22 protein-coding genes are annotated in these 21,557 nt (G+C 60.3%); 12 read left to right on the top strand and 10 right to left on the bottom strand.

Features of this window, described 5'->3' with window-relative positions:
• Positions 1 to 432: 432 nt before the first annotated feature.
• Complete coding sequence (locus LDN85_RS09905; protein ID WP_223945280.1) at positions 433 to 915, top strand: hypothetical protein; 483 nt, start codon at positions 433 to 435, stop codon at positions 913 to 915.
• Positions 916 to 1,005: 90 nt separating this feature from the next.
• Here LDN85_RS09905 and LDN85_RS09900 read toward each other — a convergent pair whose 3' ends face one another.
• The 3 genes from LDN85_RS09900 to LDN85_RS09890 all read right to left on the bottom strand — a co-directional run bounded on the left by LDN85_RS09900 (position 1,006) and on the right by LDN85_RS09890 (position 4,143).
• The gene (locus LDN85_RS09900; RefSeq protein WP_223945279.1) at positions 1,006 to 1,974 is read right to left on the bottom strand and encodes an alpha/beta hydrolase; all 969 of its coding nucleotides are present in this window, start codon (positions 1,972 to 1,974) and stop codon (positions 1,006 to 1,008) included.
• 72 nt (positions 1,975 to 2,046) lie between these two features.
• Positions 2,047 to 3,195 carry an alpha/beta hydrolase gene (locus LDN85_RS09895; RefSeq protein ID WP_223945278.1) on the bottom strand — a complete coding sequence of 383 codons (1,149 nt, stop codon included), beginning with the start codon at positions 3,193 to 3,195 and terminating at the stop codon, positions 2,047 to 2,049.
• 324 nt (positions 3,196 to 3,519) lie between these two features.
• Entirely contained in the window at positions 3,520 to 4,143 is a 624-nt protein-coding gene (locus LDN85_RS09890) for a TetR/AcrR family transcriptional regulator (RefSeq protein ID WP_223945277.1), read from the bottom strand.
• A 199-nt stretch (positions 4,144 to 4,342) separates the two neighbouring features.
• On the opposite strand from LDN85_RS09890, the gene LDN85_RS09885 reads away from it, so the two are divergent.
• The 8 genes from LDN85_RS09885 (at position 4,343) to LDN85_RS09850 (ending at position 12,652) form a co-directional block, all read left to right on the top strand.
• Entirely contained in the window at positions 4,343 to 5,596 is a 1,254-nt protein-coding gene (locus LDN85_RS09885; protein ID WP_223945276.1) for an MFS transporter, read from the top strand.
• A 74-nt stretch (positions 5,597 to 5,670) separates the two neighbouring features.
• Positions 5,671 to 7,455 (top strand): glycoside hydrolase family 3 N-terminal domain-containing protein, encoded by a 1,785-nt coding sequence (locus LDN85_RS09880; protein ID WP_223945275.1) that lies wholly within the window; start codon positions 5,671 to 5,673, stop codon positions 7,453 to 7,455.
• A 69-nt stretch (positions 7,456 to 7,524) separates the two neighbouring features.
• Positions 7,525 to 8,430, top strand: a complete 906-nt coding sequence (locus LDN85_RS09875) for an arginase family protein (protein ID WP_223945274.1) — start codon at positions 7,525 to 7,527, stop codon at positions 8,428 to 8,430.
• A 265-nt stretch (positions 8,431 to 8,695) separates the two neighbouring features.
• Complete coding sequence (locus LDN85_RS09870; RefSeq protein WP_223945273.1) at positions 8,696 to 9,085, top strand: EthD family reductase; 390 nt, start codon at positions 8,696 to 8,698, stop codon at positions 9,083 to 9,085.
• A gap of 132 nt (positions 9,086 to 9,217) precedes the next feature.
• Positions 9,218 to 9,586, top strand: a complete 369-nt coding sequence (locus tag LDN85_RS09865; protein ID WP_223945272.1) for an NAD(P)-binding domain-containing protein — start codon at positions 9,218 to 9,220, stop codon at positions 9,584 to 9,586.
• A 766-nt stretch (positions 9,587 to 10,352) separates the two neighbouring features.
• Positions 10,353 to 10,520: a hypothetical protein gene (locus LDN85_RS09860; protein ID WP_223945271.1), complete on the top strand. Its 168-nt coding sequence runs from the start codon at positions 10,353 to 10,355 to the stop codon at positions 10,518 to 10,520.
• Positions 10,521 to 11,468: 948 nt separating this feature from the next.
• On the top strand, positions 11,469 to 12,131 hold the full coding sequence (locus LDN85_RS09855) for an EthD family reductase (RefSeq protein WP_223945270.1): 663 nt from the start codon (positions 11,469 to 11,471) through the stop codon (positions 12,129 to 12,131).
• Positions 12,131 to 12,652 carry a nuclear transport factor 2 family protein gene (locus LDN85_RS09850; protein WP_223945269.1) on the top strand — a complete coding sequence of 174 codons (522 nt, stop codon included), beginning with the start codon at positions 12,131 to 12,133 and terminating at the stop codon, positions 12,650 to 12,652. The genes LDN85_RS09855 and LDN85_RS09850 overlap by 1 nt, the downstream gene beginning before the upstream one ends.
• 113 nt (positions 12,653 to 12,765) lie before the next feature.
• Here LDN85_RS09850 and LDN85_RS09845 read toward each other — a convergent pair whose 3' ends face one another.
• Complete coding sequence (locus LDN85_RS09845) at positions 12,766 to 14,118, bottom strand: MFS transporter (protein WP_223945268.1); 1,353 nt, start codon at positions 14,116 to 14,118, stop codon at positions 12,766 to 12,768.
• 297 nt (positions 14,119 to 14,415) lie between these two features.
• Between LDN85_RS09845 and LDN85_RS09840 the strand changes: the two genes are divergently transcribed.
• The 3 genes from LDN85_RS09840 (at position 14,416) to LDN85_RS09830 (ending at position 16,900) form a co-directional block, all read left to right on the top strand.
• Complete coding sequence (locus LDN85_RS09840) at positions 14,416 to 14,892, top strand: MaoC/PaaZ C-terminal domain-containing protein (protein ID WP_223945267.1); 477 nt, start codon at positions 14,416 to 14,418, stop codon at positions 14,890 to 14,892.
• A 41-nt stretch (positions 14,893 to 14,933) separates the two neighbouring features.
• Positions 14,934 to 16,127: an acyl-CoA dehydrogenase family protein gene (locus LDN85_RS09835; protein WP_223945266.1), complete on the top strand. Its 1,194-nt coding sequence runs from the start codon at positions 14,934 to 14,936 to the stop codon at positions 16,125 to 16,127.
• Positions 16,128 to 16,291: 164 nt separating this feature from the next.
• On the top strand, positions 16,292 to 16,900 hold the full coding sequence (locus tag LDN85_RS09830; protein ID WP_223945265.1) for a TetR/AcrR family transcriptional regulator: 609 nt from the start codon (positions 16,292 to 16,294) through the stop codon (positions 16,898 to 16,900).
• A gap of 16 nt (positions 16,901 to 16,916) precedes the next feature.
• On the opposite strand, the gene LDN85_RS21990 is transcribed toward LDN85_RS09830, so the two are convergent.
• From LDN85_RS21990 to LDN85_RS09810, 6 genes are all read right to left on the bottom strand, one after another.
• A complete protein-coding gene (locus tag LDN85_RS21990; RefSeq protein ID WP_346347064.1) occupies positions 16,917 to 17,303 on the bottom strand; it encodes a class I adenylate-forming enzyme family protein in 387 nt (128 codons plus the stop codon).
• Complete coding sequence (locus tag LDN85_RS21985) at positions 17,291 to 18,049, bottom strand: AMP-binding protein (RefSeq protein ID WP_346347063.1); 759 nt, start codon at positions 18,047 to 18,049, stop codon at positions 17,291 to 17,293. The genes LDN85_RS21990 and LDN85_RS21985 overlap by 13 nt, the downstream gene beginning before the upstream one ends.
• A gap of 117 nt (positions 18,050 to 18,166) precedes the next feature.
• A complete protein-coding gene (locus LDN85_RS21980; protein ID WP_346347062.1) occupies positions 18,167 to 18,307 on the bottom strand; it encodes a hypothetical protein in 141 nt (46 codons plus the stop codon).
• Positions 18,308 to 18,389: 82 nt separating this feature from the next.
• Positions 18,390 to 18,869: a MaoC family dehydratase gene (locus LDN85_RS09820; protein ID WP_223945264.1), complete on the bottom strand. Its 480-nt coding sequence runs from the start codon at positions 18,867 to 18,869 to the stop codon at positions 18,390 to 18,392.
• A 28-nt stretch (positions 18,870 to 18,897) separates the two neighbouring features.
• Entirely contained in the window at positions 18,898 to 19,767 is an 870-nt protein-coding gene (locus LDN85_RS09815) for a CoA ester lyase (protein ID WP_223945263.1), read from the bottom strand.
• Positions 19,767 to 21,527 (bottom strand): acetyl-CoA carboxylase biotin carboxylase subunit, encoded by a 1,761-nt coding sequence (locus tag LDN85_RS09810; protein WP_223945262.1) that lies wholly within the window; start codon positions 21,525 to 21,527, stop codon positions 19,767 to 19,769. The genes LDN85_RS09815 and LDN85_RS09810 overlap by 1 nt, the downstream gene beginning before the upstream one ends.
• Positions 21,528 to 21,557 lie beyond the last annotated feature (30 nt).

Raw genomic sequence — 21,557 nt, 5'->3', positions numbered from 1 at the left:
CCACGGGCCGGCATCAACAACTCGCGCCCCCACTTCGTAATGTCGCGTACTGCCTGAACGTGCGATACCCCTGCGCCGTCGACACCAAAACACTACAAGGCGTGAGACTCCACAGACGATGACCAGATCCTCGCCGTCGCCGTCGCGAAGACCGTCGACGCGTTCGGTAGCCTAGACATGGCGTTCAGGAGCGCCGGGATCATGATGCCCCCGGTCGACTCCGCCGACGAGACCGAGGAACCCCATTGACAAGGTCGTCGCAGTCAATCTAGGGGATTCTGGGCCTCGATGAAGTATGAGCTGAAGCGATGCGCGAGCAGGACTCCGCCGCGATCGTGAACTGGGTCTTCACTCGGCGGGCTGGTCGGCGGTGGGGCCGCACCACCTACCACGCGACCAAGTACCCTTCCTTTCGGCGCCGGCCATACCCCCGTGAGCTACGTATTCGACCTTGACAAAGAGGAAACCCCCGTTGCCGATTCGCCTCGACGCGCCAGCGGTCATCTTTTCCATCTCGGCGAGCGGCAGCGGCAGCCCTTCGAATTGCCCGACCGCGTTCGGGCCGATAATCCGAAGGAAGTGCTCATCGACCTTGTCGCCCATGGCCTCTGGCAGAAATGGGGCCAGCCGGCGAGGGCCTCGTTCCGCCACGGGCTGGAACGCCCGCAGGTAGATCTCCCGCAGAGGCAAAGTATCGACGTCGCTGGTTACGCGCAACCAATCCGTCTCCTGATTGTTGACGGCGAGTTCTTCAGCTACGCTCCGACGCCCGGACCGGATGCCGCGAAGAGCGGGGACCGCTTGAAGTTGGTTCCCGACCCCAGGGCAACCCCGTCGTCCTCGAAGGCCCGGCCGAAGCGAGAGACCAGCAACACATCCCGGGACGAAGCGAGCGCCACCGCAGACGGGAAGTAGGTCGCCGGCGCGCTGGCCCCCAGCCCCAGGTGATCAGATCCCTCGGCCTGGTTGCGCAGCCCGAGGAGACCGCCGGTCAGCATGCCCGCCTCAGATCAGGCTCTCCGCGTAGAGGGCTGCGATCGCATCGAACGGGATCAGGTCGATGCGATCATAAAGGTCGATGTGCCGCGCACCGGGAACGACGAGGAGCTCGCTCGGCCCGGGCGCCTGGGTGTGGACATCTTCGCTGAAGTAGCGGGAATGTGCGTTCCCACCGGTGACCAGTAGGATCGGCCGCGGCGCGAGGTCATCCAGTGAGCGCAGGGACCCGAAGTTGATGTGCGCAGCATCGCTGGTGGTCGTGAAGCCGCCGATCGCGCGGGGGTGGTGGCCGCGCTCGGTGCCGTAGTACTCGAAGAACTCCGCGGCTCCAGGGTTGAGGCCCTCGGGAACCTGATCGGCGGGCTCGGCAGGGAAGGCGCGGACGACCTTTGGAACGCCTGCATCGACATCCTTCCACCGCTGCTCGGAAAGCGCCGCGAGGGTTGCGCGGCGCTGCTCGTCGGTGGCGGCGTGCTCCCAGCCTTCGCGCTTGACGCCGGAGATGTCGTACATCGCCGACGTGACCACGGCCTTGATGCGGGTGTCGATCTGCGCGGCCGACAGTGCGAAGCCGCCGCTGCCGCAGACCCCGAGCGCACCGATCCGCTCGCGGTCGACGTGGGGTAGGGTGCCAAGGAAGTCGACGCCCGCACTGAAATCCTCGGCAAAGATCTCCGGGGACGTGACACGTCGGGCCTCGCCGCCGGACTCGCCGTTGAACGACGGGTCGAAAGCGAGGGCGACGAGGCCCCGCTTCGCAAGCTGATTAGCGTAGACGCCGGGGGCCTGCTCCTTGACGGCGCTGTGCGGCGGGCCGATCACCACGGCCGGATGCTTCGCGGACCGGTCGAGGCCCTTGGGGAGGTAGAGGTCGGCGGCGATCTCGATGCCGTAGCGGTTGAGGTAGCGGACAGGTGTGCGCGTGACTTCGGAGTCGAGGTCGAAGCGGTAGCCGCCATCATGCGGTGCTGTCATGGATGTTCTCCGTCTTCTCTGTGTTCTATCTGTGCTGGGTGGTTGGCGTTTTTGGGTGGGGCCTTGTACCTACTAGGTCAGCTTCGAGCGGAAGAAGACCGTGAGCTTGTCGAACGGAATCAGGCCCGTGCGGTCGTAAAGGTCCACGTGCCCTGCGCCGGGAACGTACACCAGTTCCTTCGGGCCGGTGGCGAGCCGGTAGGCTTCCTCGCTGAACTCGCGGGAATGGGCCTGATCGCCGGTGATGAACAGCAGCGGGCGCGGCGAAAGGAGATCCATATCGTTGAACGGATAGAACGTCATGAACTTCGTGTTCGTGGCCAAAGCCGGGTGCGTTGTGGTGTTGGGGCACCAACCACGGGCGGTCCGGTAAAAGTCGTAGAACTCCCGGTCCACGTCGGTCGAGTCCGGAGTCAGCACCTCGGGTGTGCCGCCCGTGTAGGCGGTCTTGCCGCCGTTGAACTCCACGTCACGCTGCGCGGCGGCCAGGGCGACGAATCCCTTGCGCTGTTCCAAGGACACGGACTTCCGGAGCCCGTCCCGGTTGGCCGCTCCCATGTCGTACATACTCACCGTGGCGATCGCCTTAATGCGCGGATCGATCTTGGCCGCGCTGAGGACAAAGCTCCCGCTGCCGCAGACACCGATCGCACCAACACGCTCCTTGTCCACGAAGGCCAGAGACCGCAAGTAGTCCACCGCCGCGCTGAAATCCTCAGCGTAAATATCCGGGGACACGGCATTGCCGGGCTTGCCCTCGCTTTCGCCCCAGAAGGACAAGTCGAAGGACATTGCGACAAAGCCCTGTTCAGCCATCTTGGTGGCGTAGAGGTTGGCACTCTGTTCCTTCACTGCACCCATCGGATGGCCCACCACAAGGGCCGGGTTGCTCAGCCTACGGTCCAGGTTCTTCGGGATAAAGAGATTGCCCACAACCTTCATCTGGTATTGGTTCTTGAATGAAATCTTCCGTACCGTGACCTGTTCACTGGTGTAGAAGTTGTCCGCACCGTTGGAAGTGTCCCCTGGCTCCAGATCACTGCGGGGTCCAGTGGGCGCCGCGTTGGCGGCACCGGCTGTTGCCATGCCGGCCACACCGGACAGCCCGAGCACGGCAGCACCGGCACCTGTCAGCTTCATCAGCCCTCGGCGCGAGACAGCGTCCTCCGTCAAGGCCGCGCGGATGGCAGCTTTCTTGATTCCGTCAGTGTTCGTAGTCATATCTTTGGCATCCTCGTAATCTGCGCTAACGAAAGTCGAAGTTTCCTTCTGCACTCTCAAGAAGACCACGGTTCACCAACACGAGGGAGCCCCGCTTAAGAGAGGTACCAGTAGGGCCTCCGTCAGCAAATCCCAGCTCAGACGTCATTTTTCACAACAATTCACGCTGAGTTTGCGGTCGTCCCCGGACCCCTGGTTGTCTCTCCCGTCGATGTTGTTGGCGACAAACCAAAGCGACCCGTCCGGAGCATGATCCACGTCCCGGACACGGTTGTATTCGGCGTCGACGTAGCGCTCCGACGTCTCAGGTACTCTCAGCGGCCGCTATTTCGTCAGCGATATCATCGTTCGAACCTGGCGCGTGTAGGACTTGAACAGAGAAAGAATGTCGACTCCCTCGGGGTCAACGAGCCATTGGTTTTCCAGCCCTTCATGCATGGCTATTATCTGAGTGGCTAAGGCCTCGTAATCGATGTCGGGACGCAGCTCTCCCGCGTCAACGCCCTCGGCAAAAGCTGCAGTGAGCAGTGTGCGTCCAAGATCGAAATGCTCTAGAAAGAATCCGCGGGCGGGATGACTATCGCCTGTTGATTCTGCACACAGGACGTGCGAAAGCCGGACGAGGCCGAGGAATCGAACGTTACGTTCAACGACGCTGTCCCAAGCGTCCAGGACCTCAGTTCCTACAAGCTTTTTCTGCGGCCACCCTGCAAGGTCTTCCTCGTCTCGATCCTTCAGAACTGCCACAAGAAGCTTTTCCTTGTTTCCAAAATGGTAAAGGAGCCCCTGCTGGGTTATTCCGGCAGCCTTCGCAATCTCCGAGAGGGAAGCTCCACGGTAACCTCGCTGCCCGAAGGCTTCCTTCGCTTCAGCAAGGATTCGTAATCTGGCCGCTTCCCCCGGCGCGTAAGGGCCCCTGGCCTGAGCAGTCAACGTCACATTTTCCACGTTTCCAGCATAGGCCAGCTTAACTTTCCCTTCTGTTTTTCGGTCCGTCCGGACCGTCGGGACCACTGCGGGTGCGTTACCACCATGTAAATTTTCTGTTCATATTCGCCGAATACCTACCAACCACTCAGAGTTCGTTGTATGGTTTTTTCAACCGATCGCGTATGGTCGCGGTCACATTCCCCGAAATGAGAGCAAGATGGCTTCTCCTTCTCTGACGGCACAGTCCTCGCTGCCCACGCGCCGATCTGCTGGGTTTATCGGCTTGTATTCCCTTGCGACCCTTGGCCTATGGCTCGCTGTTTACGCACCTGGCCTTGTTACCGTGTCCGTCCGGGTTCGGGAGATACGTCCGGATGATGCGATTGCGGTCTATGGATCCATCACTGCTCTGGCGGCTTTGTTTGCTCTGTTCGGAAATCCCTTCTTCGGACGGCTATCCGACCGGTCCCGCTCCCGCTTCGGTCGCCGGCGTCCCTTCTTCATCGGCGGCATGGCGGCCGGCACCCTTGCCGTAACCGTCATTGGCATCAGTGATTCCGTGCCGGTAATCATGGCATCGTGGTGTGCCGCCCAACTGGCGTACAACGCGGCCATTGCAGCGTTGACTGCCGTGATCGCCGACTACGTCCCGCAGGACCAGCGCGGCCGTGTGGCAGGTATTTCAGGCGTCTGCAACTACGGGGCTATGGCCGGTGCTGCATACGTCGCAGCATGGTTCTCTACAAGCACACTTCTGATGTTCCTCGCCCCGGCAGTCATCGGGCTCGTTCTCGTTGCAGTTTTCCTTCCTTTCCTTCGTGAGCCCAGGAACACCAGCCCTCACGTCTCATTCGGTGTCCGCGAATTTCTCAGCACTTTCTGGGTCAACCCGCGCCGCCACCCGGACTTCGCCTGGGCATGGGTTAGCCGTTTCTTCATCGTGCTAGCCTGGATGACTTTGCTGACGTACCAGTCTTTCCTGCTTATCAGCCGCTTCGGCTTCACCAACACCACCGTTGCGCCCGCCGTCGCTACCGCCTCCGTCGTGTTGGTGGCAGGCATCCTCATTGGCTCCGCCGGCGGCGGATACCTTTCCGACAAAACAGGGCGCCGTAAGATCTTCATTGCCGTGGCAACGGTCATCGCAGCCATAGGTTTCCCCGTCATCGCATTTTCAACAGACCTTGCGTCCTTCCACGTCGGCGTCGCAGTGGTCGGGCTGGGTATCGGCGTACACATGGCTGTAGACCTTGCACTCGTTACCGACGTACTGCCCAACTCCGAGGAAGCCGGCAAGGATCTAGGGGTCTTCAACATCGCCAATGCCCTGCCGCAGTCGGTGGCACCAGCATTTGCTGCCATATTGTTCACTCTCTTGGGCACCGAAAACTACACCGCCCTCTACCTCTGGGCTGCCGGATTCGCCCTCGCAGGAGCAGTCGCCGTGCGCTTCGTTCGCGGCTCTCGCTAACCCACTGACCAGACCTGAACCAACCGGTCACGCCGGCGCGGACCGAACCTCGCCACAAGCCAAGGAGAACAACGGTGCCATCCGCATCAACCCGCACATCCCCGTACCTGGATCCCAGCCTTTCCACCGACGAGCGGGTCGAAGACCTGCTTGCCAGAATGACCCTCCTCGAAAAGGCCGGGCTCTTCTTCCACCAAATGATTGAAATCGGCGACAACGGTACTCTGTCCGGACCAAGCACTACTTACGCCCTGCCGGGAACCGAGGACATGCTGCTCAACAAGCAGATCAATCACTTCAACGTCCTCCACGGCAGCGACCCCAGGACCATGGCTGAATGGCACAACAGAATCCAGGAATGCGCACTGTCCTCACGACTCGGTATTCCCGTCACCCTCTCCACAGATCCCCGCCATGCCTTCACTGACAACCCCGGAGCCAGCTTCACCGCCGGATCCTTCTCGCAGTGGCCCGAGTCCTTGGGACTTGCTGCCATTGGCGACGAAAACACAGTGCGCGAGTTCGCCGACATCGCGAGACAGGAATACTTGGCCGTCGGTCTGCGCGTTGCACTTCATCCCCAGATTGATCTCGCTACGGAACCTAGATGGGCGCGAATCGGAGGTACCTTCGGAGAAGACGCGGAACTTACATCGCGCCTCCTAACGGCCTACATCAAGGGTTTTCAGACCGACCAATTGGGCGCCGAAGGTGTGGCGACCATGGTCAAGCACTTCCCCGGCGGCGGCCCCCAGAAGGACGGGGAGGACCCTCACTTTCCGTATGGACGTGAACAGGTGTACCCGGGAGGGAATTTTGACCACCACTTGCTACCGTTCGAGGCGGCCTTTGAGGCTGGAGCTTCTCAGGTCATGCCCTACTACGGAATGCCGGTTGGCACGCAGTACGAGGAAGTCGCATTCGGGTTCAACAAGGGAATCATTACAGGACTGCTCCGAGAGAAGTACGGCTTCGAAGGGATTGTCTGCGCGGACTGGAACCTCATCCACGACAGCGTCGTCTGGGGCGAACCGCAGGCAGCACGGGCATGGGGAGTGGAACACCTGTCGCCCTCCCATCGGCTCGCAAAAGCCATCTCGGCAGGCGTGGATCAGTTCGGCGGGGAGCATTGCCCCGAGCTACTCGTTGAACTCGTCAACTCCGGCCGCCTCTCCGAAACGCGAATCGATATCTCAGCCAGACGGGTGCTCCGCGAGAAATTCATTCTCGGCCTGTTTGATAACCCCTTCGTGGATCCTGATCTGGCCGCATCAACGGTTGCAAAGACCGCGTTCCTCGAGGCAGGCTACGACGCACAATGCCAATCCCTGACGGTCCTGACTAACGGCTCAGAATCAACTGTCCTGCCAATCACCGGGCAGCCACAGATCTACGTCTCGAACATCGATCCTGCCGTGGCAGCCCAATATGGCACCATCACGGAAACGCCGGAACAAGCCGACATCGCAGTGGTGAGGATCAAAGCACCCTTCGAACCCAGGCAGGGGGCCTTCGAACAGTTCTTCCACGCAGGCAGCCTTGAATTCCCTCCCGAGGATCTCGCGGAAGTTCTAGGAATTTGCAGCCGGGTCCCCACAATCGTGGACATCTATCTCGACCGCCCAGCCATCATCCCGGAAATTGTCCATCGGGCGGCAGCAGTCGTTGCAAACTACGGCGCATCCGACGAAGCACTACTGGATGTGCTCTTCGGCCGGCGAACGGCCCGAGGGCGTTTGCCGTTCGATTTACCGTCATCAACACGAGCCGTGGAAGCAAGCCGCGCCGACGTCCCCTTTGACACTGACGCTCCTCTGTTCCGCTTCGGTCACGGTCTCACCCTCCACCGCGTCGATTAGTTCTCTTCATGGGCTCCCACCGGCACGGTCCGTACCGGCTGACGAGCACTACTAAAAGGATCGTTATACATGACCATCGCAGGACCCTCTGCATCTGAATCTAATCCAACGACACTTCGACTCTTGTGGCCCCAGTGGCAAGGGGCTACCCCGGAAAATATCACGGCATTGATCCCGGAACTCCCGCTGGCAGCCGCCCAAACCGGTTACAGCATAGGCTCCAGCATCCTGGGTGCGCTTCTTCCGGCAACGGACGGTCCTGTCCTAACGGTTCCTGTTTCATCAAACACTCAAGACTTCGAGTCAACTCAAGGCATCTTTGCCCGGGAAGCGGTCCTGTCGCAGCTGACCGAAGCCGTTGGATTGATACAGGAAGCCTCCCCGGCGAAAATTGTGACACTGGGGGGAGAGTGCTCCGTTAGCGTCGCCCCATTTGCTCACTTGGCAGCTAGGTACGGTGATGACCTTGCGATCGTGTGGTTGGATGCACATGCCGACTGCACGCTTCCTGACGATGCCTACGATGGATATCACGCCATGGCCTTGTCACACCTGATCGGCAAGGGAGACCGGGATATTGTCGGCGCACTACCAGCGACAATTGCCCCCTCTAGAGTTGCCCTCGCTGGCGTCCACGCGTGGACGGATTGGGATTTGCCGAACGCCCGCGAGTGGGGCATCCAAAGCTTCAGCGCCGAGGACCTCAACAGGGGTACTGAAACCCTACTCACATGGCTTGAAGGCACCGGCTGTTCCAAGGTTGCTGTCCACCTTGATCTGGACGTCGTGGACAGCAACGACATTGTTTTGGGTCTGGGCATGGAGCCAGGCGGCCTAAGCCGGGAGGCGCTCATCCGAACTGTTACTGATCTGACAACGACAGCCGAACTCGTGGGAGTAACTGTGGCCGAATACGTGCCCCGCCAGGTCATAGCTGTCCAGGAAATCCTCAACGCATTGCCATTGCCCAAATAAACGTCGGCGCAACGCAATTTACTGGAGAAGAAGTAGCCAGGCAATGCCTCATTTTCGGCAGCGCTCCTGTCCATAGGCTAGATGCACCGGCCATGGACTTCATTTCCCGTTTGTCCTCACGCTTTCCAGCGAGCAAAGCACCCATAGGGTGCGCCATCCTGACAGCGTTGAGGAATCTTTTCGCAACCTTCCCGTGGTCCCGCTGATGTCCGGGACCCGCCCGCGCAGCGGGGAACCTTCCTGCCAGAGAGAAAAAGAAAGGTGGATGAGCTTGTTTAAAATCGTCTTCCTAACCAGGCGCAAGGCTGGAGTATCCGAATCGAAATACCTCCGTCACTATTCTGAGGTCCACTTCCAACTTGCCGTCGCCCTGCCCGGACTATTGGCGTATTATCAACAGCCAATCCTGCACGGCGGTTGGAACGCTACGGATTCCTTCCCAGACTACGACGCACTTTCGGAATACTCCTTCGAAACGAGAGAAGCTGCCGAGCGGGCCTTCGCTTCGGCCCAAGGCGCGGCCCTTAACGAGGACACTGGATACTTCATCGATTGGGACACCGTACTCAGCATTCCAGTTGCAGTTCATCAGTCCTACAGCGCCGAAAAGCATTGGCTTGCATGGGATCCGGTGGAGGCACGGCCCCGGCTTTAGCCGAGACTCAGAATAAATGACCTTCCCACAGGCTTCTGCTGGCATAACAGCCACACCTTTTTGAAAGACACCAACACCAATGACACCAACCATAGGGACCATCGGCAATGGTCTCATCGGCAGCACAGCTGCATGACTCGCGATCGCAGCAGGTTACGATGTAGTGCTCAGCAACAGGCGAGGACCAAAACCCTTGCCAACCTCGTTGCCGAACTCGGACCCAAGGCACGCGCGTCAACCCCCGCCGAAGCCGTAGAAAGCGGCGATCTCGTCATCGTGAGCATTCCATTAGCGGCTTTCCAGGAAGTCCCCATCGAACCCCTACATGGCAAAACCGTGATCGACACCAACAATCACTACCCTGAGCTCGATGGGCAGATCGCCGAGCTGGATGAGGAATTCACCACCACGTCGGAAATCTTGCAGGCGCACCTGGCGCAGTCAAACGTCGTCAAGGATCTACTTCGAACACCTCACATGTCTCGCCCGGCCCAGCGGTGACCCCGAGCGCTCCGTATTCGCCATCGCCGGCGACGACGACGCAGCGAAGCACACCGTGACGGCGTTCCTCGACGCCATCGGCTCCGACACCCTAGACGCTGGCCGGCTCTCTGAAGGGTGGCACTTCCAGCGCGACACCGCCGCGTACAACCCTTACTTGGGCGAGAGCGCCTAGAATTCGGCACTGAGGCAGTATCCGGTCCAGGCCCTAGATACCAGATCACAGGCGGGCAGCTACGGCAAAAACTCGACAAGGCGATCCGCTACCGGGACCTGTGACTAAGCAAGGGCGTCGTAGGAGGAGCATGGTAAATACGAACCGGCGTGCCGTACGGCAATGCACCTGTCAACCAATGATCGGCAACACGCTTCCGGTCAGGGCGCCGCTGCCAGGCGCCGTGGAAGCACGAGGGACCTGTCGGGGTGCCGTTCACGGTCGAAGATCCCACAGGGATGGCCCCTACCGCCGAGGGTGCCGACAGTGGCTCAGAGAGTCTTGGTTCGTCTGGGTGGTGTTCGGTGCCGTACTCGCCAGGATGACCGGAGCCCGGATGCCTGAATGGCTTGAACCGATCCTGCGTTGGCTGCAGGATTCGGCGCTCGGGGGCGCTGTGCGTTCCACCCCCTTCACCTATGCGACGCTTGAGAGCCTCCACATCCTCGGAATCGCTGTGCTCGTCGGTCCGGCGTTCGCGTTTGACCTCTGCCTGCTCGGCTTCGCGCGGTCCCTGCCGCCGCCACCAGGGCTGCGCGCTATCTCTTGCCCGTGTCCCACGTCGGCCTAGCCATCGCCGTCGTAACGGGTATCTTGATGTTCACCGCGAAGGCCGTCTGCGTCGCGGGCTTCGGTGCTGCGCCGTGGAGGCTCGGACTCCTGCTCCTGGCCGGTGCTAAACGTCCTCGTGCTTTCACCGCAGCGTCCACCGTCAAGTAGGGGATGGTCGGATGCCGACGCCGGACCGGTCGAAGCCCACGTCTCTGCGGTCGTGTCGATGACGACGTGGACGGGCGTCATCTTCTAAGGACGATTCCTCGCCTACGTCTTAAAAATCGTTCCATACGGCAACGAAGCGCAGAGCAGACCGCCAGCCTTAACATCCTGCACTGCCCGCCAAACCCGACGGGCAGAAGTTCCTTCCGAACGAACTTGCCTCCAGTATCCATCCCCCGGCTCCTCCCGAATGATCACGCCCCGCGAGCTGGCTGCAGCCTCCATCTACTTGGGTGGGAACGGAGCGGCCACGGCCGAAACCGCCGACGCTTTAGGGCTCCTTGGACGGCATGGAGAAGCATCGCACGTCGATCCGGCGGAAGATCAAGACCGAGGCAAAGCCGCAACCCAGACTTGCTTTGGGCATCGCCTGATCGCTGAAGAGCGGTTACACAATACGCAAGACCGCATCGAGAATCTGTCGAGCGAGCCACCCTGCCCAGGTGCTGACAGATGAGCTCTTGTCGCGAACTGCTCGGCTTCAACTTGCGCGGCCCGACGAGGTTGTGAACTCCCAGCGCTCGGCGACCTTGGCAGTGACCGCAATTTGTGCCGGGAGTTACGCGTCGACGATGCTGACGAGACCTCCCCCAGAGCACCCGGTCGGCCGTAGTAGCCGAACTCTTAGGTTGCAGCCCGCCCTCTCAAATGGTGCGCCTGCGACCGAGCGTCGTGTCGCTCGGGCCTTACAAGCGATGAGCAGACGTTTGCCGAAGAAGACAGGAGCCAATGGCTGACTAACAATCGCAATAAGAAAAGACTTAAGTGTGGACAAATGGAATCGTTGTAACCGATCCCGGGACGAGCCGGAAACTCGACGAACAAACGATCGTTTGACCAGAGCTTCGTGCCAGGGAAGATTTGATGCATACCACCAACCGAAGGAGCTTAATGATGCCGAAACGCATTACGTATCTAGAAAAACGTGACGGGATGCCGCGCGAGGCTTTCCGCGCCCATTGGTCCACCGCTCACGCTGAGATTGCACGTGCCCTTCCCGGTGTGGTCGCTTACCGGCAAAATCATGTGCACCAGTCGTTTGCCTTGGCTTCCGAGGGCAATTCCTATGCTGTCGACGGCATTGTGGAACTCTGGTTTGAGGACGAGGGTGTGGTTCGCGCCGGTTACGATTCGGACGTTGCCGAACGACTGGCTGCTGATGAAACGAACTTCTTGAGCGGGTTGACGGGAGGGGCCGTTTCCGCCAGCGAGCCGCATGGCCCGTCTCCCCACAAACTGTGGCTACTCGCCCGCTGGCAGAATGAGGAATCTGCGGACCAGGACGCGGTGACGGCCTGGGCTGACCGCATGGCCGATGAGTGGTTCGGCGCGATTGACGCGAGCGTGAACTTCCTGGCTCCCGGTTGCCAGCTGCTTACACGCAACGCCTTACGTGCCGAACCCCTAATCCCGCAAGTGGCGATGGCTTTCGCCTTCGCTGACGAGACGTCGGCGGCTACGGCGGCAAGCCAGGTCTACAAGAGCATTAAGTCCTTGACTGGCGTGGTGAATGGCGTGCACGGCTACCTAGCCCATGAATTGGTCATCATCTGATGTGCAACGCGGACTTTGACGAGGTCCGGAACCTCAAAATCAACTATTTTCGACACCTTGACGCCAAACGCTGGACTGAACTTCGGGGGGTGTTCCATAACGAGGCGCAATTCGCAGGGTTTCCCTTCGACGCCGGTGATGCCGATGCCTTCGTTGACGGCGTCTCCCGCTTCCTGGACGGTGTCGATTCGGCGCACCAGGGCTTCATGCCCCAGATCGCCTCTATGGGTGATGATTCCATGCGCGCAGTGTGGTCGATGCACGACTATCTGGTCTGGCCGAGGGATAGTCGGGAGTACCGTGGAGCGAAGGTTCCGGGGCTATACGGCATACGGGGATATGGCCACTATGAGGAAGAGTATCGGCGCGTTGAGGGGCGGTGGCGCATCTCAATAATGCGTCTGGTCCGGACCAGGATCGAGCTCCTAACTGGCGACTCTTCGCCTCTGCATCGTCAGGACTACTTCCTGGCTGCCGATCCAGGTTGGATGTCATGCCGACGCTCGGACCTTGGCGGATAAATCCACTGACCTACATCAACCACGACATATTGAAGGGCCGCCCCTCCAGGAGCGGCCCTTCAATGTTCCTTTTGCTGAAAACGAAAGTCGACGACTCCAGGGTTCCGTCGGTGTCAGTGTTCGCTGTGGAGCGACTGCTTATAGCGCTCGGGCAGGCTCAGTACGGCAATTATGGAGATAATCACCAGCCCGACGCCGATGCAAGTCAGGGCCAGGATTCCGTTGCTGGTGTTCTGGAAAATCCATGCTGCGATGAACGGGATCGGAGCTCCGAAGATTAGTCCGGCCAGAGTCATGCCTAGTGCCGATCCCGTGTAACGCATGGACGTCGGGAGAGCCTCCGAGAAGAACGCCGCCTGGGTGCCTGCCGTAACTTGGATGCCGCACAGTGCCAGTGTGATGATCGCGACACTGGCCGGGTAGTTCATGGAATTCATGATGGGGAACATCGTGGCGGCCGCGAGACCCTGCATGGTCAGCCCCAGCAGCATGGTCTTCTTCCGGCCGATACGGTCGCTGAGCCGGCCACCAAGAACCGCCGCCGGAATGGAGATGAGGTTTGCCATGAGCAGGAGACCGAAAGTGATCGAGTTGTCATAGCCGAGTTCTTTCGTCAGGTAGTTCACGGCGTACGTAACGCTGATCCAGAACAATCCCGCGGACGCTGCCCAGGACAGCACCAGTTTGATGACAGTGCCCGGCTTCTTGACGATCACGGCCAGTGCGCGTTCCTGAGGAATCGCTGAAGCGGCTGCCTTCTTCTGGCTTTCCTTGAAGGCCGGTGTTTCTTCCACCCTCCGGCGAATGAACACGCCTACAACGAGCAGCAGCACACCCATCAGGAAGGGGACCCGCCAACCCCAAGAGGCAAAGTCCTCCTTTGAGAGAAACATCGCCAGTCCGGTCAACGTGATCGAAGCGAAGGTCTGAGCAAGGGGCGAACCAGTCGCCAAAATTCCGCCGTATAGGCCTCGATGCGCCGTCGGTGCATGCTCTACCACGAGCACCTGAACCCCGGAAGCCTCGCCGCCCAGCGCGAAGCCCTGCAGAAAGCGCAGCAGGACCAAGAGGGTGGGAGCAAGAAGGCCCGCCGTGGCGTAGCCAGGGAGCAGTCCGATCAGTACCGAGGACACACCCATGAGCATAAGGGTGAACATCAGGACATTTCGGCGGCCAATCTTGTCGCCAAGCGCCCCAAAGAAGATTCCACCCATCGGGCGCGCAACCATGCCTGCCCCAAAGGTTGCGAACGAAGCAAGAATTGCTGTGTTCGTGTCGAAGCTAGGGAAGAAGAGCTGGGGAAACAGGGTGGCGGAAAGGGTGCCGTACACGGCAAAGTCGAACCACTCCAGGGCGGTGCCGAACGTACCGCTCGCAACAGCCCGGCGCGACGTCCGGGGATCGAATGTGGGCGCTTCGGGCACATGCGGCGGCGATGCTTGAACGGGGTTAGTTAATTCCGACATTGGAACTCATTCCTTGGTAATAGAAGAGTATGGGAGAACGTGGTCACCTGTGACGGTCGCGGTGCGGCAATCACTACGGACCCCGACAGCGCTCGACTCCTCTTCGGTACACGACATTGGGAACATTTAAAGAACAAGCGTTCGTACGGAGTCTATGATGTGATGTGGGTCGCACGCAAGGGGAGGGGTGAATTTGCTTCCACTTACGTACAAACGCCCGTTAGTCTATGCTGGGAGAGGTATTCCACTGCAGTATGGGTCCGATACGATCCCGCCACTGTCCACGAAGGAGAACACATGAGCGAGCAAGTTCAGGAAAAGCTGGTTAAGGGACGCCCGGACCATTTCTGGGACGCCCTTGAGGCAGGCGACCGACTGCAAAGCCCCGGCATTACCGTCACCGATGCGCATCTGGTGCAGTGGGCAGGACTCACCGGCGACTGGGTTTCCCTTCACTTGGACGAGGAGTATGCCGCGCAGACCCCGTTCGGCCAGCGGATCGGCCACGGACCGCTCACCCTCTCTGTTGGTCTGGGCTTGATGACCCAGACGGGGTATTTCACCAATGTCATCGCATGGCTGGGCTTGGACTCAGTTCGGGCGGTCAAACCGGTATTCATCGGCGACACGATTCATGTTGAAGCCACAGTGAGCCAGTCCAGGGAAACCAGTAACCCCGCCGCAGGGCTGTGGACCATTGATTACACCGTGGTGAAGCAGGATGGCACTACCGTGATGACCTTCTCCAGCAGCTTCCTGATCAAGCGCCGCTAAGCCTCCACGACGCCCCGGGCACAAAGCAAAGGAGCTTTCCCATGAGCATCACCACACATAGCGATTCCCCCCTTGACTCGCCGGCACTTCCCGGATCTCTTGATGATCTGAGGCAGAAGCTGATCGGGCTGCTGGAACAGCAGGTCACTGAAGAACGGCTCATTGCCCATGACGAAGGTGAGATCTACGACGTCGAACTTTGGCGGGTCCTGGCGAATGCTGGTTTCATCCAGTTAGAGGCAGCCATTGGCGGACCTAAAGCCAAACACCGCAGCCAGACGATGGTGCTGGAGGAACTCGGCGCACGCGCCACGTCCATGGGCGTCAGTTTCGTGGTCCAGTATATGGGTGTTGAACTTCTCCATACGTTCGGCACAAGGGCGCAGCAGGACCGTTTCCTCGCTCCGCTGTTTGCAGGCGATGCGAAGATGTCGTTCGCCTTGAGTGAGCCAGCTGGCGGGACCGACGTTGCTCGCGCCATGACCACCCGAGCGGTCGAGCAGACTGACGGGTCCTTCCTGATCAGCGGAGCCAAGAAGTGGATTGGCGGAGCTTCCGACGCTGACTACCTGATCGTCCTGGCACGCACCAGCGACATTCGGCGCTCTTCCATCGACGGAATCACCATGTTCATCGTCCCCCGCGACACACCCGGCATAATGACTACTCCGATCGACACCATGGGTATCCGAGCGTTGGAACAATGCGACATCGAATTTTCCGATGTTCGGGTCCCGGCTGCACTGGTGCTGGGTCAGGTGGACAAGGGCTTCAGGCACGTTCTGGGGACACTCAACGGCGAGAGGCTCAACGGCGCAGCCGTCGCTCTAGGTATTGCCCGGGGTGCGCTGGATTACGCCGTGGATTACGTCAAGGAGCGGCACGCATTCGGCCGGCCCATCGGGGCTTTTCAGTCCTTGCAACACAAGCTAGTGGATAGCAGCGTCAAAGTGGAAAGTGCAAGGCTTTTGCTCGAGAGGGCAGCCCTGACGTCGGATGAACACGCCGGTGCAGACGAGACCCTCTCAGCCATGGCGAAGCTCGCAGCAGCCGATGCTGCCACCACCGTAACCGACGTCGGAATGCGCGCCATGGGCGGATGGGGGTTCCTCCGGCAATTACCCATGCAGCGCTACTTCCGGGACGCCAGACTTTACACTTTTGCTCCCCTCACAGACGACATGATCCGTAACTACATCGGTGAACAGCACCTCGGACTTCCGCGCTCATACTGAGAGGCGAATGCAATGGAATACATCAGGCAAAGAACCGCGCACGTCACGCCCTCCCCCGCGTCGATACCCACTCAACGGTGAAGCTTCTTCCCAGACCTAAAGCCACAGGCAAACAAGTGTCCGTGCGTTAGGCTGGAAAAAGACGACGAGGATTGGTGGGTTAAATGGTTGCGACGGCGGAACGTGGGACTGCGCAGGCTATCCGCGAGGAAGCGGCAAAGCTGTTTTTTGAGCGGGGCTACGACGCTACAAGTCTTCGGCAGGTGGCTTCGGCTGTCGGGCTGATGGTCGGGAGCCTGTACAACCACATCGACAGCAAGGAACACCTCCTGCTGCAGATCATGGGCGGGATCATCGATGACCTCCTGGCCAGTGCGCGCAAGGCCGTAGAGATCGACGGCGATGCCGTGGACAAACTCCAAGCGGCGCTTGCCGCCCATCTTAGGTTCCATGCCGAGCGCGCCCAGGAAGTCTTTATCGGCAACGCCGAGTTGCGTTCCCTCTCCGATGACGCACGCGAGGTCGTGATTGCCAAGCGCCACGAATATGAACTGTTCCTCCAAGAGCTCATCGAAGAGGCTGGACGTGCCGGGCTAGCCGAAGTCATCGATCCCCGAATCCATGTGTACAGCTTCGTTGCCCAGGCCACGCACATTGCGTCCTGGTTCAAGCCTGGCGGACGCATGTCTCTGGACGAGATCGTGTCCGTCTACACGAAGCTCGCCCTTCGGGAACTGAACGTGCCCGACGCGGACGCAAGGGTCGACAGGTAGCATCGGCTGGCGCCCGCTAGGTCAGCGGGCGGACCCTCGGGTCATTATTTTTGATCCAGTCCGCGAGGATCGGACGGCTGATCTTTCCGCGATCGGTCAGCGGCAGCTCGCCCAGAACGTAGTACTTTGCGGGGCTGGCGGAGGCGGTGAGTACGTCTTCGAGCGCTGAACCAAGAGCGGTCGCGGACAGTCCTCCATACGAGGGAACGATCCCCGCAACAACGCGGGAGCCAAACAGGTCATCGGGCATTCCCACTGCCACGGCATTTTCGACGCCAGGGACAGATGAGGGGGCGAGTTCAACCTGGTGGGGGTACACGTTGTTTCCGGCTGTGATGATTATGTCCGAGGTCCGGCCGAGGATGTGAAGGTTGCCGCCCTGAAGGTAGCCTACGTCTCCCACGATGTAGTGCTCCCCCAGCGTGCGGAAGGCGTTTCGATCGGCGCCCAAAGGTAGCCTTGGCAGACCGAGGGACTTAGGATGCTGATGTTTCCAGGCGTTCCGTCCGGCAGATGCTGTCCCTCGTCGTCGAGTATCCAGACCTGGACGCCCGGAAACGTCAGGCCGATCGCGGTACCAGCGGGGTCGATTCCTCGCCCGGCCGGGAAACCACGTCCAGAGACGAAACTTAGTTCCGCGGCGCCGTAGTATTCAAAGATTGTGGCGTTCGGAGTCCAACGCCGCGCGGCTTCCAGCGTACGGGCGTCGAGCTTGGAACCGGCACAGATGACGGTGTTGATCGCCGAGCCGTCCACGGACGCCATGAGACCCCGCACGCTCAGTAGACGGAGCGTGGTGGGCGCCAGTACGAGGCGGGTTATGCCGTGATGGGCGATGACTTCGTGGGCCTCTCCGACATCAAACTTTCCGAGCGTGTGAAACTCAGTCCCGGCGTAGAGGCATTCGGACAGGGCATAAAGATTCAGACTGGCTGAAAGAGGTCCGGGAGCAAGGGTCTTGTCCTCCGGCCGGAGGTCAAAGAATTCAATAGAGGCCTCAAATGAGGCCTGCCACGAGCTGCGAGAACGGGTAAATGCTTTTGGTATGGCAGTAGTGCCGGCCGTAAAACCTACGAGGAAGGTGGACTCCGGGTCGCCGTCTTCCAATGTGGTTTCGTTCGCCCTCTTGGACGCGGGAAGCTTGCGCACGATCTCCTGGCGCAATTGCGGTGGCCATGACGGGTCAAGGACGGCAACCTGGCGTCCACCGGCGATCCGTGCACAATAGAAGGCAGCGAATTCAACTGAGTTTGGTTCGTCCAGAATTTAGGTTTCGGGTGTGAATGGGAGCAGTTCTTCGGCAGCCCCTCGCAGCTCCGCCCACGTGCATCCCCGGCCATCAACGGCAACGGCGGTTTCATCAGGACGGAGCTCGGCCCATTTGTTGATCCTATTCAAGAAAGGCATGCTTCGTCCTTGGATCGGTGTGGACGGTGCAGGCCGGCCACTTCCCTGCCGGCCGGCCTGCACAACCTGTGGACCGCGATCCTTAAGCGTTCGCGGTAGCCTCGGTTTGAGCGGTTTCACGTCGTTTCATCAGGGCAGTGCGCCTTACTACGCACACCACTTCCCCGCGCTGGTTGTAGCCTCGGTGTTCGATTCCAACAATCCCGGTTTCCGGCCTTGAGTTGGAGACGCGCTTGTCCAGTGCTTCAGTTTCCACGCGGAGCGTGTCACCGAAAAAGACCGGCTTGGGGAACTCGATGTCCCGGAAACCAAGATTACCCAGCGTCGTTCCTAGCGTCGTGTCCTGAACGGGAATGCCGGTGACAAGGCCCAGGGTGAAGATGCTGTTGACAATTTGTTTGCCGTACATGCTTTGAGCCGAGAACTCCGCATCGAGGTGCAGCGGCTGGACGTTCATGGTCAGCGCCGTGATCAGCAGGTTGTCCGTCTCCGTGACGGTGCGGGTGACTTCGTGGCGGATTATTTCGCCTACCTGGAAGTCTTCGTAGTACATTCCGGCCATGGTGGTATCTCCTGTTGTGGTGAGGTGCTTAGTTGTTGCCGGCGAAGGCGAGTGCCTGGCGGGCGTGGTTGGCGTGGGCGAGGTCGATGTGATCTCCGCGGTAGGAGACCGCCCCGTGTCCCTGTCGCTGGCCTTCTTCGAACGCTTCAACGAGGCCTTCGTAGTAGCCGCGCATGCTCGGTGTCAGGCCGTAGGATTCGTTGGCTACGGGGGCATGGGTCGGGTGAATCAGCACTTGGCCGGTGTAGCCCAGACGGTTGTTTGCCTCAGCGAAATGTCGAAGTCCATCAAGGTTGTTGACTTCCTGCCAGAGCCCCAGAACGATGCTGCGCAGACCCGCCGCGCGGGCGGCGAGGACCACTTTGCTGCGAAGGTAGAGCGTTTCGGTTCCTTCGGCGGTCCAGCTGAAGCCGACTTCCCGGGAGACGTCTGCGTCTTTGGCAGCTGCTGCCATGACACCGCCCACCCTGGGACCGGCAAGGATTTCGTCAACTTTGCTGATGGAAGCAGCAGTTTCCAGGGACGGAATCAGCTCAACGGATCCTCTGGCCACGCCACGGGCGATTTCGGCAGCGGTGACGAGGGCGTCGAAACGCACGACGTCATCGCGTGAGAAGAGCTTCGGAAGTAGGTATCCCGTCAGGTTTCCGTGCGTGGTGTCGGCAACGTCTACCCCGAAATGGACAGTGTCCAGGGCGTTGGGGCGGATAAGGATGCCCTTGTCGCCGGTGTGGGTGCTGAGGGCATCGAGGGCGTTGGCCCGGGCTTGTGTCTTGTCGGCTTCGGGAACTGAGTCCTCGAGGTCGATGATGATCGCGTCGGCCTCGGAGGCCAGTGCTTTGTCGATCCAGCTTCGTTTGTGGCCCGGGACGAAGAGAACGGAGCGGTATGGCTTCATCAGTTGGCACCTTCCAGAACGAGCTGGGTCAGCAGTGTGCCCGCGGCCATCGAGTCACCAACGACGGCGTGGATCGGTCCTACGATGCCGGCGGCGGGAGCTTGGATAGGGTTCTCCATTTTCATGGCTTCCAGGACAAACAGAACGTCCCCGGTTGTCACGGCCTGGCCTTCCTCGACGTTGACCTTGATGATGGTTCCTTGCATGGGTGCTTTGACGCTGCCGTCAGAGGCCTTGCCTTTGCTGCGGGTCCGGGTGCTCCTGGTGCGCTGACCAGCGGCGGCGGCTTCCTCCGGGGGCGCCGTCGCGACAGGTCCGGTGCTGTATACGCCGGGACGGTCAGAGAATTGCGGGATGATGTAGAAGCGTCCGCCGACTTCAACCTCGTTGCGTGCCAAGGGCTCGTCTTCGGGTTCCTCGGAGAAATCGACCGTCTCTTCGAGCCACCGCGTGGTGAAGCGCGCTGCCTTGAAGTCTTCATGGCGCACCACCTTCAGGGATGCCGGGACCGTGGTGGAAACACCGCGAACCGAGAGTTTTTCGAGTCCTTTTTCAAGTCGAGCCAGTGCCGTTTGACGATCCGGACCGTAGGCGATGAGTTTACCGATGAGGCTGTCGTAGTAAGGAAGGACCTCATCTCCGCTCTGGTATCCGGTATCGAAACGCAGGCCTTCACCTTCGGGGGCTGTGAGTTCCTCGATCAGTCCGGGCGCTGGGAGAAAGCGGCCGCCGGCCACGTCCTCGGCGTTGATGCGTGCTTCAATGGCTGCACCCTGGGGGGTGAGGTGGTCCCGGATGCTGAGTTCCTCGCCAGCGGCAACGCGGATCTGTTCGGCGATGAGGTCCACGCCGTGGACCATTTCCGTGACGGGGTGTTCGACCTGAATGCGGGTGTTCATTTCGAGGAAGTAGAAGTTCTCCCCTTCGACGAGGAATTCCACGGTGCCTGCGCCCGCGTAGCCGACGTGCTCGGCCAGCCGCACCGCGGCAGCGCCCATGGCGGCACGCAGTTCTGCCGATAGCCCGGGGGCCGGTGATTCTTCGATCAGTTTCTGGTGACGGCGCTGCACCGAGCAATCCCTGTCGCCGACATATGTGGTGTTGCCCAGTTTGTCCGCGAAGACCTGCACCTCCACGTGCCGTGCACTGGTGAGGTACCGCTCCAGATAGACCTCGCCGTTGCCGAAGGCCGCAGTGGCTTCGCGAACTGCCGCTGCGACGGCTTCTTCAGCGTGTTCTTCGGACTCGACAAGCCTCATTCCACGGCCACCGCCGCCGGCCGAGGCCTTGACCAGGATCGGGTATCCGTGCTCGGCACCGAAGGAGATGACATCCGCTGCTCCGGTAATGGCGTTCTTGGAACCAGGGGCCAGCGGTACTTCGGCGGCGATGGCAACGGCCCTGGCGGCAACTTTCTCACCCATGGTCGAAATGGCTTCAGGGCTGGGGCCGATGAAAGCCAGGCCTGCGTCTACGACGGCTTTAGCGAATGCGGCGTTCTCCGAGAGGAAACCATAGCCGGGATGGATGGCCTCGGCCCCGGTTTCCAAGGCAGCGGCAATGATGCGTTCGATGTTCAGGTAATTCTCGCTCGCAGCTCCAGCTCCCAGGTTCACGGCCTGGTCCGCTTCCCTCACATGGAAGGACGCCGAATCAGCTTCTGAGTGAACGGCGACGGATTTGATACCCATGGACCGGCAGCTACGGACGACGCGGACGGCGATTTCGCCACGATTGGCGATCAAGATTTTACTAAACATGGTGGTTCCTTGTCGGGGGTAAGAAGGCGG

It is taken from the genome of Arthrobacter sp. StoSoilB20 (genome assembly GCF_019977295.1).
GTDB classification, from domain to species: domain Bacteria; phylum Actinomycetota; class Actinomycetes; order Actinomycetales; family Micrococcaceae; genus Arthrobacter; species Arthrobacter nicotinovorans_A.
This window is presented reverse-complemented; position numbering and strand designations above follow the sequence as displayed.